Genomic DNA, 14,302 nt, shown 5'->3' on the forward strand with positions numbered 1-14,302 from the left:
CTTGCGTCACCCTTGCGGTTGGATCACGGTCGGCTCGATCTCATCGCGGAGGAGGGTCCGATGTCCAACATCGTTCCGGTGGACGCCTACAGCACGGGCGAGTGGTACCCCGGGTACAAGCCGGAGTACTTCGACATGCCGTGGATCGTCGACCCGGCCGGCCCCTTCAAGCCCGGCGACGAGAACCAGTTCTGGTTCCTCGACTTCCACTGGTCGCGCGGCCTCACGCCGCTCGGCGCCACGCTCTGGAGCGGCGACGGCTACTGCTGGGGCACCCAGCACGCCGCCGAGAGCCTCCCCCTGCCGCCGGGTCGGGGGGTCAGCGCCCGCTTCGCCGGCACCCACCTCTACGGCAGCGCCCTCCCCGAGACCGATCCCCGCGAGATCGAGGCCCGGGCCGGACGCATCGCCACCAACCTCCCCCACTTCCTGCAGAACTACCGCCACATCTGGGAGGGCGGCCGCGACGAGCTCGAGAACACCTGGTCCTACTTCCGCGGGGTGGACTTCACGCAGGCCCGCGGGGACGAGCTCCCCGAGCTGCTGGTCAAGGGCCGCCGTTACCACAAGCGGTCGATGGAGATCCACTTCGGCGTCATGTACCCGATGCTCGCCAACTTCCTCGGCTTCTACGGGGCGTGCGCCGACATGGGGATCGACCCCAACGAGATCGGCAAGTTCCTCCAGGGCGAGGACACCAAGATCATGGAGACCGACCGCGCGCTCTACGCGCTGGCCATGAAGGCCCGGGCGGCCGGGCTCGAGGGCGTCTTCCAGGCGCACGCCGGCTCGCAGCTGCGTGACGCGCTGGGCCGCCACGGCGGGGCCGCGTCGCAGTGGCTCACCGAGTTCGACGACTTCCTGCAGGTCTACGGCTGGCGCGCCGAGGCGACCTGCGACGTCGGGGTCCCGGCCTGGATCGAGGACAACACGATCCCGCTGGACCTGGTCAAGACGTTCCTGCAGCGCGGCGACGCCCACGACTTCGAGGCGGCCGCCCGCAACGCCCTCGCCGAGCGCGACGAGGCCATCGACAACGCGCGGGCCGGGCTCACCCGTGAGGAGCAGGCCGTCTTCGACGCCGGGCTCGCCTCCAACCAGGAGGCCAACTTCCCCTGGTGGCAGGACGACCACAACTACTACATCGACCTCAAGGTCATGCTGCCCCTGCGCTGGGGCTGCCAGGAGCTCGCGAACCGCGTCAAGGCCGAGCGGAACGACGACATGCTCTACCTCTTCTGGCCCGAGCTCATGGACGTCGCCACCGGCGAACGGCCCTACGACGCCGGGCTGCGCTCGCTGGTCGAGGACCGGCGTCAGTACTTCGACCACTGGCACGGCCGCCGCGGCGAGATGCCGAAGGTGCTCGGGACGATCCCCGAGGCGGTCGAGGACCCGATCCTCATCGAGATCTTCGGGCTGAACCCGAACTCGATCCGGGCCGTGCAGAACCCCGACGCCGCCCAGCAGACGACGATCTCCGGCGTCGCCGCGGCCAAGGGCACCGCCCGCGGCATCGCCCGCGTGCTGCAGTCCTCCGACGAGCTGCACCGCCTCGAGCCGGGGTCGGTCCTGGTGTGCGAGTCGACCTCGCCGAACTGGACGCCGGCGTTCGGCAAGATCGCGGCCGCGGTGTGCGACGGCGGCGGGATGCTCTCGCACGCCGCGATCGTCGGCCGGGAGTACGGCGTCCCCACGGTCACCGCCACCGGCGTGGCGACGCTGTCGATCAACGACGGCGACGAGGTCGAGGTGGACGGGACCACGGGCACCGTCACGGTCCTGACGCGGGCCGCCGACGTCGCGGCACCCGCGACGCCGGCGGTGGAGGGGGCCAACGCATGACGGTGGTGTCGGGGACGGCGGAGGTGGTGGCCATGAGCGACGCGGACGGCACGGACGGCCCGGACGGCCCGGACGGTCAGGGGACCGAGCGGCACAGCTGCGCGGCGATCGCCTGGCTCGACGAGGTCGCGCCGGCGGAGGCGATCGCCTGCGGCGGCGCGAAGATGGGTCGGCTCGCGGAGCTGCTGGCCTCGGGCGTGCAGGTGCCCCAGGGGTTCGCGGTGACCGTCGAGGCCTACCGCAGGCACTGCGCCGACTCGGGCCTCGACGGCCGGATCGACGCCGTCCTGACGGGCCTCGGGCCCGATCCGGACGACGGGGCGGTGGAGGCCGCGTCCGCGGCGATCCGTGAGCTCTTCGTGACGACCCCGGTGTCGGAGGCGCTCACCGCGCGGCTCACCGAGGCCTACGAGGAGCTGTGCCTGCGCTGCGTCGACGTGAACGTGCCGGTGGCCGTCCGGTCGTCGGCCACCGGGGAGGACGCCGCGGACGCCTCCTTCGCCGGGATCTTCGACACCTACCTCGGGGTCTCCGGGATCGAGCGGGTCGTCGACTCGGTGCGCCGCTGCTGGGGCTCGCTGTTCACGGCCCGGGCCCTCGCCTACCGGCTGCGGCGTGGCATCAGCCACCACGAGATGCCGATCGCGGTCGGGGTGATCGAGCTCATCCACGCCCGCGCCTCCGGGGTCGCCTTCTCGGTGCACCCGGTGACCGGCAAGCGGGACCGGATCGTGATCGAGACCAGCTGGGGCTGGGGCGAGGCGATCGTGCAGGGCCTGGTCGACCCCGACCACGTCGAGGTGGGCAAGGCCGACGGCCGGTTGCTGCGCTACGACGTCGCGCACAAGAAGGTGGTGTCGGCGTTCGACTTCGCCTGCGGCGCGGTCACCGAGATCGACATGCCCGCGAAGCTCGCGGACCGCCGGGTGCTCGACGACGAGCAGGTCGCCGCCATCGCCGCGGCGGTGACGTCGATCGAGGACCACTACGGCCATCCGGTCGACGTGGAGTGGGTGATCGGCCGCCACCGCCGCGCCGGCGACCCGGTCTGCATCGTGCAGACCCGGCCGGTGACCACCGTCGAGCCCGAGGCCACCGCGGCCCCGGCCTACGACCCGGTGGCCCTCGCCCAGAAGTACCTGTTCTCCGGGAAGCCGATCCCGGGGCGGTAGCCCGTCCGGCGCGTCGTGTCGCCGCGCTCACCGGGGTGGCACCCGGTGACCGTCGGACCCCCGGTGCACGATGGTGGAACCGGACGCCCCCGTGGGCGTCCGTCTCTACGGCGTGCCGGCGGGGGTACGCGCGGAACGGCTGGGGGTTGTGGCATGGCACTCGGGCGCGCGGTGCTCGGGCTGATGGTGACGTTCGCGGTGGCACTCGCCGCGATCACGGTGTGGGGCACGGTGGACCGGGCCTCGGGCTCGACGCCCGGGGCCTCGGCGCAGGCGGGATCGGAGGCACCGGCGGCGCCGGAGGCCCGGGTCACGCTGAGCCCGGCGAACGGGGCGACGGACGTGGCACCGGCCTCGCCCGCCGTGGTGACGGTGGCCGAGGGGCGGCTGACCGACGTGGCCCTGATGGGCGCGGACGGCAAGGCGGTGCCCGGGCGGCCGACGCCCGACGGGTGGACCTCGACCGGGACGCTCGCCTACGGCACCACCTACACGTGGAAGGGGCTCGCCGTCGACGCGGCGGGCACCCCGACTCCGGTCTCGGGGTCGTTCAGCACGGTCACGCCGCAGCGGAGGATCGCGGCGAACATCAACATCGCGGACGACGCGACCGTCGGCGTGGGTGCGCCGATCATCGTGCAGTTCAACGGCGAGGTCGCCGACAAGGCCGCCGCCCAGCGGGCGCTGCAGGTGCGGACGTCGGTGCCCACCGAGGGCTCCTGGGCCTGGCTGCCCGACGCCGAGCAGGGCTCGCGTGCGCACTGGCGGCCGAAGGAGTACTGGAAGCCGGGCACGGTGGTGGACGTCGCCGCGAACCTCACCGGGGTCGACCTGGGCGGCGGCGCCTGGGGCGGCCCGGTCGTGACGTCGCACTTCACGATCGGCCGCTCGCAGATCGTCAAGGCCGACGTGAACTCGTTCCAGATGGTCGTGGTGCGCGACGGGCAGACGGTGATGACGGTGCCGGCGAGCTACGGGCTCGGGTCGGACCCGAACCGCAACACCACCAACGGGGTCCACGTGGTGATGAGCAAGGAGGCCACCAAGCTCATGACCAACCCCGAGTACGGCTACTTCAACGTGCCGGAGAAGTGGGCGGTCCGGATCTCGAACAACGGCGAGTTCATCCACGCGAACCCGCTCTCGACGAGCGCCCAGGGCAACGAGAACGTCACCCACGGCTGCGTGAACCTGTCGACGAAGGACGCGGAGGCGTACTTCGACACGGCGATGTTCGGGGACCCGGTCGAGGTGACGGGCAGCCCCGTGCCGATGCCGCGTACCGACATCTACGACTGGTCGCTCACGTGGCAGGAGTGGCAGTCGATGTCGGCGCTGCCGGTGTAGGGGTCCCCCTCGCGGCAGCACGGCGTCGTGGCCGGCGTCCCGTGGCAGGAACGCCGGCTCGTCACGCGACGGTCACGATCACCTTGCCGGTCGCGTGGCCGCTCTCGACGAGGGCGAGGGCGGCTTCGACCTCCTCGAGCGGGCGGACGTCGGTGACGTGGGGGTCGAGCGTGCCGTCGGCGACGAGGCCGACGAGCCGCTCGAGCACGGCGGTGCTGCGGTCGCGCACGATCTGCTGGCCGCCGAGCTCGGTCGACAGGCCGTAGTCGGCCACCGAGATCAGCTCCGACGGGGCGGTCAGCAGGGGCGCGACGGTGCGCAGGGCGTCCCCGCCGACGAGGTCGAACACGCCGTCCACGCCGTCCGGGGCGACCTCGCGGAGGCGGTCGACCACGCCGTCGCCGTACGCCACGGGCGTGGCGCCGAAGCCGCTCAGCATCGCGTGCTTGCCGGGGCTGGCCGTCGTCACCACCCGCAGGCCGCGGGCGGCGGCGAGCTGGATCATGGGGATGCCGACGCCCCCGCCGCCGCCGTTGACCAGCAGCGTGCTCCCGGCCGCGAGGTCGAGCTGCTCGAGCGCGTCCCAGGCGGTGCCCGCGGCCACGGGCAGGGCGGCCGCGTCCTCCGGGCTGACGGCCGTGGGGCGCTGCGCGGCGAAGCCCGCCGTCACGCGGGCCCGCGGCGCCCAGCCGCCCTGCATGTCCGGGCAGCCGCCGAAGACCTCGTCGCCCACCGCGAAGCCGTCGACGTCCGGGCCGACCGCCAGCACGGGGCCCGCGACCTCGCGCCCCAGCACGGCCGGGCCGCTGATGCCGTAGGACCCGTCGCGGACCTTCCAGTCCCCCGGGTTCACCCCGGCCGCCCGCACTGCGACGAGGAGCTCGCCCGGCCCCGGGGTCGGTTCGTCGACCTCGATCCACGCCTGCTGCTCCGGACCACCGACCGCGACGAATCCGTACCCGCGCACGGAGCCGCATCCTGCTCCGGTCCCCGGAGGGGCGCAAAATGGTTGCGTGCAGATGCCAATGGGGCCGACCCCGGGTCCGGCGTGGGCCGACGTGCTCACGACGGGGTCGCCCGCCTGGGGCGTGAACGCGGTGCTCCTCGTGCTGACGGCGCTCTACCTGGCGGCCGCCCGGGGACACGGGGCGTGGCCGGTGCGGCGGACCTTGTCCTTCCTCGCCGCGATCGCCTCCGCCGTGGTGACCTGGAACTCGGGGATCGCCGTCTTCGGGCACCAGGCGTTCGCGGTGCACATGGTCATGCACCTGATGCTGATCATGGTGCTGCCGGCGTTCTGGGTCGCGGCCCACCCGCTGGAGCTGCTGCGGTCGGCGCTGCCGGAGCGGGCGGGCGCCCGGTTCGACGCGGCCCTCGACTCGCGGGCGTCGCGGGCCCTGTTCTTCCCCGGCACCGTCCTCGTGTTCTACGCGCTCGTGGTGGTGCTGACGCACCTGACGTCGTTCATGGAGGCGATGGCGGGCTCGATGGCCCTGCACCACGCGGAGCAGGGGCTCTACCTGGTCGCCGGCGTCCTGTTCTTCCACGTCGCGATCGGTGTGGACCTGCTGCCGAACCGCCCGGCCTACTTCGTGCGCTACGTGCTCATGGCGCTCGCGATGGGCGTCGACACCCTCGTCGGGGTGGTGCTCATGCAGGCGCCGGCGACGATGTTCCCCTCGTACGACCTGGAGGGCGTGCACCTCGGCGGCGCGCTCATGTGGGTCGTCGGGGACGGCCTGATGATGGTGATCATGGTGCTGCTCGGGCGGCTGTGGGTCACCGACGCGTCGGCGAAGGTCGACTTCGGGCCGTGGCTGGAGTCGGCCCGCCAGGACGCCTTCCGGGAGCAGACCGGGGCGGGTCGCACGGACCGCGCCGCGGATCTCGACGACGACGACGAGGCCCTCGCCGCCTACAACCGGATGCTGGCCCGGCTCGACCGCGGCGAGCACTGAGGCACCTGCTCCCACCCGCTCCCTGCCCGGCGTGCCTCGCGCGAGCGGACCGGGGCCGTGTCCCGCAGCGCGGCACAGCGCGCTTCCGTCGGCCACCGGGCGCTCCCTACCGTGACGGGCACCACCACGACACCGCCACGACACCGCCTGGAGGCCGCCGTGCTGACCGCCGAGCAGAACGACGAACTCACCGCCGTCGAACCGGGGACCCGCATGGGCGAGGTCCTGCGCCGCTACTGGTACCCGGTGGCGTTCGCGCGGGAGATGGCGGAGTTCCCGGTCAAGCGCGTGGAGCTGCTGGGCGAGTTCTTCGCGCTGTGGCGCTCGCCGTCGGGCCGGTACGGGATCATCCCCGAGCCCTGCCCGCACCGGAAGGCGTCGATGGCCTACGGTGTCGTCGAGGGCGAGGGCCTGCGCTGCCCGTACCACGGGTGGAAGTTCGACACCGAGGGCGCGTGCGTCGACCAGCCGGCCGAGAAGGACAACACGAACTTCCAGGGTCGGGTCCGCGCGACCGCGGGCCGGGTCGAGGAGCTGGGCGGGCTGGTGTGGGCCTACGTCGGGCCCGGCCCGGCGCCGCTGCTCCCCCGCTTCGACGTCTACGTGATGGACGGGTTCCGCGACATCGGCTGGGCGGACGTCCCGTGCAACTACGTGCAGATCATGGAGAACGCGGTCGACCCGCACCACGTCGAGCACCTGCACGGCCGGTACTTCGAGTTCATCGGGGCGCACGAGGGGTTCACCGCCCCGGCGTCGTTCGGCAAGAAGCACCAGCGGATCGGGTTCGACGCCTTCGAGTACGGGATCATCAAGCGCCGCATCCTGTCCGGCGCGAGCGAGGACAACGACGACTGGAAGGTCGGCCACCCGCTCGTCTTCCCGTACAACATGCGCGTCGGCGGCGGCGGCATCCACCAGATGCAGATCCGGGTGCCGATCAACCGCACCACGACGCGGTTCATGCTCTACACCGTCCACGCGCCCGAGGGCTACGAGCCCCTCGAGCAGCCGACGATCCCGGACTACGAGATCCCGGTGTTCGACGACCAGGGCCGCCACGTCGTCAACTACGTCGAGGGCCAGGACATCATGGCCTGGGCGACGCAGGGCCCGATCGCCGATCGCACCACCGAGCACCTGGGCCGCTCGGACATCGGGGTGTCGATGCTGCGCAAGATGTTCAAGCAGCAGATGGCGGCCGTGGAGAACGGCGAGGACCCGCTCGGCACGGTCCGCGAGCCGCACGAGCGCATCGACCTGCCGTGCGAGAAGGACAAGTTCCACGCCGGCGGGGCGCAGTTCGCGCTCGACTTCTGCGACATGGGCTCCACCCGCTTCTCCCCGGTGCTCGACACCATCCGCAAGGTCCACCTCTCGGCCGCCGAGCAGGTGGGCAAGGACAAGGCCGCCGGGCGCGAGTCGTTCACGCCCGTGGGCGGCATCGGCACCGCGACGCTCGAGCCGGGCACCGACGCGCAGGTCGACTCCGGCCTCGTCCCGCGATGACCGTCCCCGACCGCCGGTTCACCGCCGACGCCGAGGCCCACCGCCGCGACCAGCCCCGGTACTGCCCCGCGTGCGCGGCGGCCCTCGACCTCGCCAGCGAGTTCTGGGAGGGCGACGAGCGCCGCTTCTACTGCTGGTGCGCGGGCTGCGGCTGGACGGGGGAGGTCACGACGACGGGTGCGACCGCGCGGGGGCACGAACCCGAGCACTGAGCCCGTCCCGGGAGCAGGATGGGGTCGTGAGTGAGTTCGAGCTCGGCACCGACGGCCCGTCGGTCATCCTCGCCGCCGTCGACGGGTCGGTGACCTCGCTGCGGGCGGGTGCGTACGCCGTCGGGCTCGCCCGACGCCAGCACAGCGACCTCGCCGTCATCACGGTGACGACGACACCGGCGCTGTCGGGCATGTCCGCGGACGCCGTCACCGTGCTCGCGCAGTCCGCCCACGAGCTCGCCAGCGACCTGCACGCGCAGGCCCGCGAGTACCTGGAGCTGCTGGAGATGGAGGCGCGCCTGCTCACCGTGCACGGCGACCCCTACCTCGAGATCGTCCGGGCGGCCGACGACCTGCGGGCCGACGCCGTCGTGGTCGGGGCCTCGATGAAGGCCGGGCACCGGTTCGTCGGCTCGCTCGCCGGGCGGCTGATCAAGGCCGGGAAGTGGCCGGTCACGGTCGTGCCGTGACCACCTCGACCGCGAGGGCCCGGTGGTCGGAGACCGCCAGCGGCAGCGCGGCGGAGCGGGTCACCTCGAGGGTGTCCGCGTCCCGCGCCAGCACGTGGTCGAGCTGCACCCGCGGGTCCTCGGTGGGGAACGTCGCGGCCCGCGCCAGCGACCGCCAGTCCGGCAGGACCGCGGGCGGGACCGGGCCCGGCAGGTTGAGGTCCCCGAGCAGGACGATCGGCGGTCGGGCGTCCCGCAGCGCGCGCGCCAGGCGCAGGAGCTGCACCACGTTCACCCCCGGGGCGAACGACAGGTGCGTCGCGACCACCGTGCCGACCGGGCCGGGCCCGGCGAGCTCCGCCGCCACCGCGACCCGGGGCTCGTCGCGCACGAGGGCCGGACGCCGGGCGTCGATCAGCAGCGGCAGCCGTGCCGGGGACGACCCGAGGGGGATGCGCCGCCACCGGGCCACCGGCAGCCGGCTGACCAGGCCCACCCCGTAGGTCGGCTCGGCGTCGACGTCGCCCACCTCCGCGGGACGCCACGACTCCCCGGGCGTGCCCACGAGCGCCGGCACGAAGCGGGCGTCACCGGCCCCGAGCGCGCCCGCCACGAGCGACGTCTGGTCCGCGCGGCCGCTCCGGTCCTGCCCGCGGTCGACCTCCTGGATCGCCAGCACGTCGACGTCGAGCGAGGCGACCGCGGCGACCAGCCGGTCCGGGTCGACGACGCCGTCGGCCGGGGAACGGCCGTGCAACAGGTTGAACGTCGCCAGGCGCACGGCACGCACCCTCCCCGATCACAACGCCGCGCGCCGTGCGGGGGTCACCAGGTCAGCGGCAGGCTCCGCATGCCGTAGATGAACGTGCCCTCGCGGAAGTCGGCCCGCTCGACGTCGGTCACCGGGGCCAGCGTCGGGAAGCGGCGCAGGAGCGCGGGGAACGCCGTCGCCATCTCCATCCGGGCCAGCGGCGCGCCCAGGCAGTGGTGCACGCCGTGCCCGAAGGCGACGTGCGGGGCGGCCGCACGGCCGATGTCGAGGTGGTCGGGGTCCTCGGCGAGCGCCCGGTCCCGGTCGGCCGCGGCGAGCTGCACGAGCACCATGTCGCCCGCGGCGATCCGCTGGCCGCCCACCTCGGTGTCCGTGATCGCGACGCGGGGCACCGCCGCGTGCACGATCGTCAGGAACCGCATCAGCTCCTCGACGGCCGGGGCCGCGGCCTCCGGGTCGTCCCGCAGCAGCGCGGCCTGGTCCGGGTGGCGCAGCAGCGCGAGCGTGCCCAGCGCCAGCATGTTCGCCGTGGTCTCGTGGCCGGCGATGAGCAGCAGGGAGGCGATGCCGATCAGCTCGTCGCGGGTCACGTCGTCGCGGTGTTCGCGGACCAGCATGCCCAGGAGGTCGTCGCCGGGGTCCGCCACCGCCCGGTCGACCAGCCCGCCCATGTACTCCCGCGACTCGAGGGCGACCTTCCCGCGCTCGGCCATCGGCAGCGTCAGGTCGATCTGCTGGGACGCACGTCGCTGGAAGTCGTCCCGGTCGTCGTAGGGCACCCCGAGCAGCTCGCAGATGACGAGGCTCGGGATCGGCAGCGCGAAGTCGGTGACGAGGTCGGTGGGCGGTCCGGCGGCGGCCATCGCGTCCAGGTGCTCGTCGACGATCTCCTGCAGGCGCGGCTGCAGCCGGCGGATCCGCTTGACGGTGAACTCGCCGGTCAGCAGCCGCCGCAGGCGGGTGTGCTCCGGCGGGTCGAGGGCGAGCAGCTGACCGGCGCGCATCTGCTCGGGGTCGATCCCGGGCATCGGCACCACGGGCACCCGCTCGTTGGAGAACCGGGTCGCGTCCCCCAGCACCTCGCGGGCCTCGTCGTAGCGGGTGACGAGCCACGCCTCGCGGCCGAGCGAGTCGTGCACCCGCTCCAGGCCGGGCCGGTCGCGCAGGGCGCTGATCGCGGCGGGCGGGTCGAACCGGTCGCGCTGGACGTGCAGGGGCAGTTCGCTGGCCTCGACGGACACGGTGGTGACTCCTCACGACGGCGGCACCACCGACCGTAACACCACAAACGGAAGCACGCTCCCGCTTACGCCGCCCTCACTCCCCCTGCGCGTGCGCCCGCAGGCGCTCCGCCCAGGACAGCACCGGCGGCGGTTCGCCCACCTCGGCGAACCACGCCCCGTCCCGCTCGACCACGGGGTACACCCCGAGCCGGTGCTGGTCGGTGGTGCGGCACTGCCCGGTGTCGAGGTCGAACCGGTACCAGTGCCACGGGCAGCGGACCTCGCCGTCGCGGACCCGGCCCTCGACCATCGGCCCGCCCCGGTGCGGGCAGCCGGCGTCGGTCACCCGCACCGACCCCCGGTCGGCGTGCTCCGCCGCATCGTCGGGAGCCAGGAAGACCGCGAACTCCCGGCCGTCCGGGCTCGCGACCGTCCAGGCGGTGCGCCCGGCCGGGTCGCCCAGCGCGAGGAGCACTACCGCTTCCCGGACGCCCGGAGCTCGGCCAGCGACTCGCCGCCGACGAACCAGTGCTCGGGCTCGCACTCGGTGACCACGACGCGGACGTTGCCCGCGGGCGCGCCGACGGCCTCCGACACCGCCGCGGTGACCTTCTCCCCCAGCGCGGCGAGCTGCTCGGGGGTCCGCCCGCGGGCGAGGGTGATCTGGACGAGGGGCACGGTTCCTCCTAGACGACGGCCATCTCGACGGTGCCGAGCCGGTCGATCGACACGGTCACCACGTCGCCGGGGGCGACCGGGGTCGCCGCGGTGAGCCCCCCGGAGAGGACGACCTCCCCGGCGCGCAGCCCCTCCCCCGACAGTGCGAGCCGGCGCACCAGCCACGCGACGGCCGCGGCCGGGTGCCCGAGCGACGCGGCACCCGACGCCGTCGCGACCAGCTCGCCGTTGCGCTCCAGCACCACGCCCACCAGGCGCACGTCGATCCCGGCGGGCGGCACCGGCGTGCCCACCACGTAGCGGGCGGCGGACGTGTTGTCGGCGACGACGTCGGCCATGGTGAAGCGGTAGTCGCGGAACCGGGAGTCGAGCACCTCGATGCCGACCGCGAGCCCGGAGGTCGCCGAGAGCACGTCCACGGCGGTGCAGTGCGCGCCGTGCAGGTCGCGGCCCAGGACGAACACGATCTCCGGTTCGGCCCGCGGCTGGATCAGCTCGCCCGCCGCCAGCGGCTCGCCGAGGTCGAGCGCCGCGGCGGCCGGGAGGAAGCCGCAGACCGGGGCCGACACCCCGACCTGCGCCTGCTTCGCCCGCGAGGTCACGCCGAGCTTCCACCCGGCCAGCGGACCGGCCTGCTCGCGCAGCACACGCTGCACGGCGTACCCCGTCTCCAGGTCGAGGTCGGGGTGCTCGTCGGTCAGCGGCTCGATCGCCGTGCGGTCCGCGACGGCCTTCGACAGCCGCGCCGCGAGTTCCTCGTGGTTCACGCCGGTCCTCCCTGGGTCGAGCCCCGCTCCGCTGCGTCTCCCGCCACCCTGATGCTGATCGGACCCAGCCGGTCGAACTCCGCCCGGTACACCTCGCCCGCGGCCAGGGGGACCGCCGCGTGCAGCGCACCGGTCATGATCAGGTGCCCGGGCTCCAGCGCCACGCCGTGCTCGCCGAGCACGTTCGCGAGCCACGCCACCACCGCGAGCGGGTCGCCCAGCGCCGCGGCCCCGGCGCCGGTGTCGAGCAGCTCGCCGTTGCGCGTCAACGTCATGCCGACGAGCCGGGTGTCGAGCCCCTCGAGCGGCACCAGCCGGGAGGACACGGCGACCGCGCCGTTGGAGGCGAGGTCGGCCACGGTGTCGGCGAGCTTGATGCGCCAGTCGGCGATGCGGGAGTCGACGATCTCCATCGCCGCCGCCGCGCCGGCGACCGCCCGGGCCGCGTCCGTCGGGCCGACGCCGGGCCCCGCCAGCCGCTCCCCCATCACGAAGACGATCTCGGCCTCGACCTTGGGCGCGATGAAGTCGGCGAGCGAGAGCACGTCACCGTCGCGGTAGACCGTCGAGGCCAGCACGGGGCCGTGGTCGGGCGTGTCCACCCCGACCATCCGCTGCATCGCCGTGGAGGTCAGCCCGACCTTGTACCCGACGACCCGGTCGCCGTCGGCGAGCAGCAGCGGCACGAGCTCGCGCTGGATCGCGTAGCCGTCGGCCATCCCCAGCGTCGGGTCGTCGTCGGTGAAGGGCGGGATCGGGGTCCGCGTGCGCCGCGCGTCGTAGAGCGCGCGGGCCTTGGCCTCCGGGTCAGACACGGGCATGCAGGGTCTCCTCGATCCTTCCCGACGACAGGTTCTCCGGGCTCCAGCCGAGCCGGCGGGAGACGGCCTCCCCGGCCTCGACCACGCACCGGACCAGGTGCTCCCGCGGGAGGGCCCGGAACCGCAGCGCCGGCGCCCCCACGCTGATCGCGGCGACGACGTCCCCGCCCGGCCCGTGCACGGGGGCGGCGAGCGAGGCGACGCCGATCTCGCGCTCGTCGATCGCGTCGGCCCAACCGCGCCGGCGGACGGCGGCGAGCTCGGCGCGGACGGCGTCGGGGGCGACGATCGTGTGCGGGGTCAGGGCGGGGAAGCCGCGGGCGATGATCGCCTCCTGGCGCTCGGCGGACATCGCCGCGAGCAGCACCTTCCCCGAGCTCGTGCAGTGCAGCGGGACGCGGCGCCCGGTCTCGTGGAACAGCCGCAGCGAGTGCGTGCTCTCCAGGCGGTCGACGTAGACCACCTCGTCCCCGTCGAGCACGCCCACCTGCGAGGACTCCCCGGTCTGCTCCCGCAGCTCGACGAGTACCGGCCCCGCGGCGGCGTGCAGGTCCATGTGCGAGCGCACGACCTCGCCGAGCTCGAACATCACGATGCCGAGGCGGTAGCCGCCGCCCTCCACGCGGGTGACGAGACCCTCCGCGGCCAGGGTGGCGAGCAGCCGGTGCACGGCGGACTTGCCGAGGCCGAGCCGCCGCGACAGCTCGGAGACCCCGAGCGTCTCCTCGCGGGACAGGAACGCCTTGAGCAGGCGCGCGGCGTTGGTGACCGACTGCAGCGTCGCGTCCATTCACACCGCCCCCGCGGTGCCGGCCGGGGTGCCGCCGAGGGCGGTGACGAGGACGCGGCGCACGGCGTCCGGGTCGACCGCCGCGCCGGGGCGCAGGGCGGCGTCCACCGCCTCCCCGACGGAGGCGTCGTACGGCGCGATCGCCCGGGCCAGCAGCACCTGCGCCCGGGCAAGCCCGGCCGTCGCCGCGCCCTGCATCTCGTCCACGAGGATCTCCCGGCCCCGGGCGCGCGAGCGCAGGGCGTCGAAGTCGCGGGCCGCCGCGGAGTGCCCGGCGGCGAGTCCGGATCCGACGTGGCCGGCGTGGTGCGGGGAGAGCCCGGAGCCCGGCTGCGTCACGAGGTGGTAGAGCACCGTGGAGATGCCCAACGTGCCCCGGACGTCGGCGGGACGGGGACCGGCGCCCTCGTCGACGAGCCCGAGCGCGGGCAGCACCACCGGGTCGTAGAACCGGACGACCCAGTCGAGGCCCTCGAGCGAGCCGGGCAGCTCGACCTCCTCGCCGCGCAGCGGGCCGAGCGGCTCGGTGGTCGCGAGGACGTGCAGGTGCCGGGCGCCGGCGGCGACGACGGTGAAGCGTCCGGCGGCGAGCAGCGGCATCCGTCCCCGCACGGCGGGCGGGAACGTCGCCGCCTGCTGGGCGTACGCGGCGTGGATGCCCTCGACGTAGCCCGCGACGGCCCGTCGCATCGCCATCGGGTCGGCCACGTCGCCTCCTCGTCGGGTCCCGGGCATCGTTCCGGCTTCCGGAACGGCAGG

General features: G+C 74.0%; 16 protein-coding genes. 7 read left to right on the forward strand and 9 right to left on the reverse strand.

The window, feature by feature from the left end; genetic code table 11:
- Window positions 1-60: 60 nt before the first annotated feature.
- The 3 genes from LN037_RS00145 (at window position 61) to LN037_RS00155 (ending at window position 4,364) form a co-directional block, all read left to right on the forward strand.
- Window positions 61-1,845, forward strand: a complete 1,785-nt coding sequence (locus tag LN037_RS00145; RefSeq protein WP_230748676.1) for a PEP-utilizing enzyme — start codon at window positions 61-63, stop codon at window positions 1,843-1,845.
- A gap of 32 nt (window positions 1,846-1,877) precedes the next feature.
- Entirely contained in the window at window positions 1,878-3,017 is a 1,140-nt protein-coding gene (locus LN037_RS00150; RefSeq protein WP_230748678.1) for a PEP/pyruvate-binding domain-containing protein, read from the forward strand.
- A gap of 153 nt (window positions 3,018-3,170) precedes the next feature.
- Entirely contained in the window at window positions 3,171-4,364 is a 1,194-nt protein-coding gene (locus LN037_RS00155) for a L,D-transpeptidase (protein WP_230748680.1), read from the forward strand.
- A gap of 61 nt (window positions 4,365-4,425) precedes the next feature.
- Here LN037_RS00155 and LN037_RS00160 read toward each other — a convergent pair whose 3' ends face one another.
- On the reverse strand, window positions 4,426-5,331 hold the full coding sequence (locus LN037_RS00160) for an NADP-dependent oxidoreductase (RefSeq protein WP_230748682.1): 906 nt from the start codon (window positions 5,329-5,331) through the stop codon (window positions 4,426-4,428).
- A gap of 52 nt (window positions 5,332-5,383) precedes the next feature.
- Between LN037_RS00160 and LN037_RS00165 the strand changes: the two genes are divergently transcribed.
- From LN037_RS00165 to LN037_RS00180, 4 genes are all read left to right on the forward strand, one after another.
- Window positions 5,384-6,322: a cytochrome c oxidase assembly protein gene (locus LN037_RS00165; protein ID WP_230749476.1), complete on the forward strand. Its 939-nt coding sequence runs from the start codon at window positions 5,384-5,386 to the stop codon at window positions 6,320-6,322.
- A 111-nt stretch (window positions 6,323-6,433) separates the two neighbouring features.
- Window positions 6,434-7,831, forward strand: a complete 1,398-nt coding sequence (locus tag LN037_RS00170; protein WP_230748684.1) for a Rieske 2Fe-2S domain-containing protein — start codon at window positions 6,434-6,436, stop codon at window positions 7,829-7,831.
- Window positions 7,828-8,043, forward strand: a complete 216-nt coding sequence (locus LN037_RS00175; RefSeq protein ID WP_230748686.1) for a hypothetical protein — start codon at window positions 7,828-7,830, stop codon at window positions 8,041-8,043. The genes LN037_RS00170 and LN037_RS00175 overlap by 4 nt, the downstream gene beginning before the upstream one ends.
- A gap of 26 nt (window positions 8,044-8,069) precedes the next feature.
- The gene (locus tag LN037_RS00180; protein ID WP_230748688.1) at window positions 8,070-8,513 is read left to right on the forward strand and encodes a universal stress protein; all 444 of its coding nucleotides are present in this window, start codon (window positions 8,070-8,072) and stop codon (window positions 8,511-8,513) included.
- On the opposite strand, the gene LN037_RS00185 is transcribed toward LN037_RS00180, so the two are convergent.
- From LN037_RS00185 to LN037_RS00220, 8 genes are all read right to left on the reverse strand, one after another.
- Window positions 8,497-9,273, reverse strand: coding sequence for an endonuclease/exonuclease/phosphatase family protein (locus LN037_RS00185; protein WP_230748690.1), 777 nt, complete (start codon window positions 9,271-9,273; stop codon window positions 8,497-8,499). The genes LN037_RS00180 and LN037_RS00185 overlap by 17 nt on opposite strands.
- A gap of 44 nt (window positions 9,274-9,317) precedes the next feature.
- Window positions 9,318-10,505, reverse strand: a complete 1,188-nt coding sequence (locus LN037_RS00190; RefSeq protein ID WP_230748692.1) for a cytochrome P450 — start codon at window positions 10,503-10,505, stop codon at window positions 9,318-9,320.
- Window positions 10,506-10,581: 76 nt separating this feature from the next.
- On the reverse strand, window positions 10,582-10,962 hold the full coding sequence (locus tag LN037_RS00195) for a Rieske (2Fe-2S) protein (RefSeq protein WP_230748694.1): 381 nt from the start codon (window positions 10,960-10,962) through the stop codon (window positions 10,582-10,584).
- The gene (thmT, locus tag LN037_RS00200; RefSeq protein WP_230748697.1) at window positions 10,962-11,165 is read right to left on the reverse strand and encodes a 2-hydroxymuconate tautomerase; all 204 of its coding nucleotides are present in this window, start codon (window positions 11,163-11,165) and stop codon (window positions 10,962-10,964) included. Before thmT ends, LN037_RS00195 begins: the two co-directional genes overlap by 1 nt.
- An 8-nt stretch (window positions 11,166-11,173) precedes the next feature.
- Entirely contained in the window at window positions 11,174-11,932 is a 759-nt protein-coding gene (locus LN037_RS00205; RefSeq protein WP_230748699.1) for a 2-keto-4-pentenoate hydratase, read from the reverse strand.
- Window positions 11,929-12,753 (reverse strand): 2-keto-4-pentenoate hydratase, encoded by an 825-nt coding sequence (locus tag LN037_RS00210; RefSeq protein WP_230748701.1) that lies wholly within the window; start codon window positions 12,751-12,753, stop codon window positions 11,929-11,931. The genes LN037_RS00205 and LN037_RS00210 overlap by 4 nt, the downstream gene beginning before the upstream one ends.
- Window positions 12,740-13,543, reverse strand: a complete 804-nt coding sequence (locus tag LN037_RS00215; protein ID WP_230748703.1) for an IclR family transcriptional regulator — start codon at window positions 13,541-13,543, stop codon at window positions 12,740-12,742. Before LN037_RS00215 ends, LN037_RS00210 begins: the two co-directional genes overlap by 14 nt.
- Entirely contained in the window at window positions 13,544-14,251 is a 708-nt protein-coding gene (locus tag LN037_RS00220) for a hypothetical protein (protein WP_230748705.1), read from the reverse strand.
- Window positions 14,252-14,302: the final 51 nt, after the last annotated feature.

Origin of the sequence: Actinomycetospora soli (genome assembly GCF_021026295.1) — a bacterium.
GTDB lineage: Bacteria > Actinomycetota > Actinomycetes > Mycobacteriales > Pseudonocardiaceae > Actinomycetospora > Actinomycetospora soli.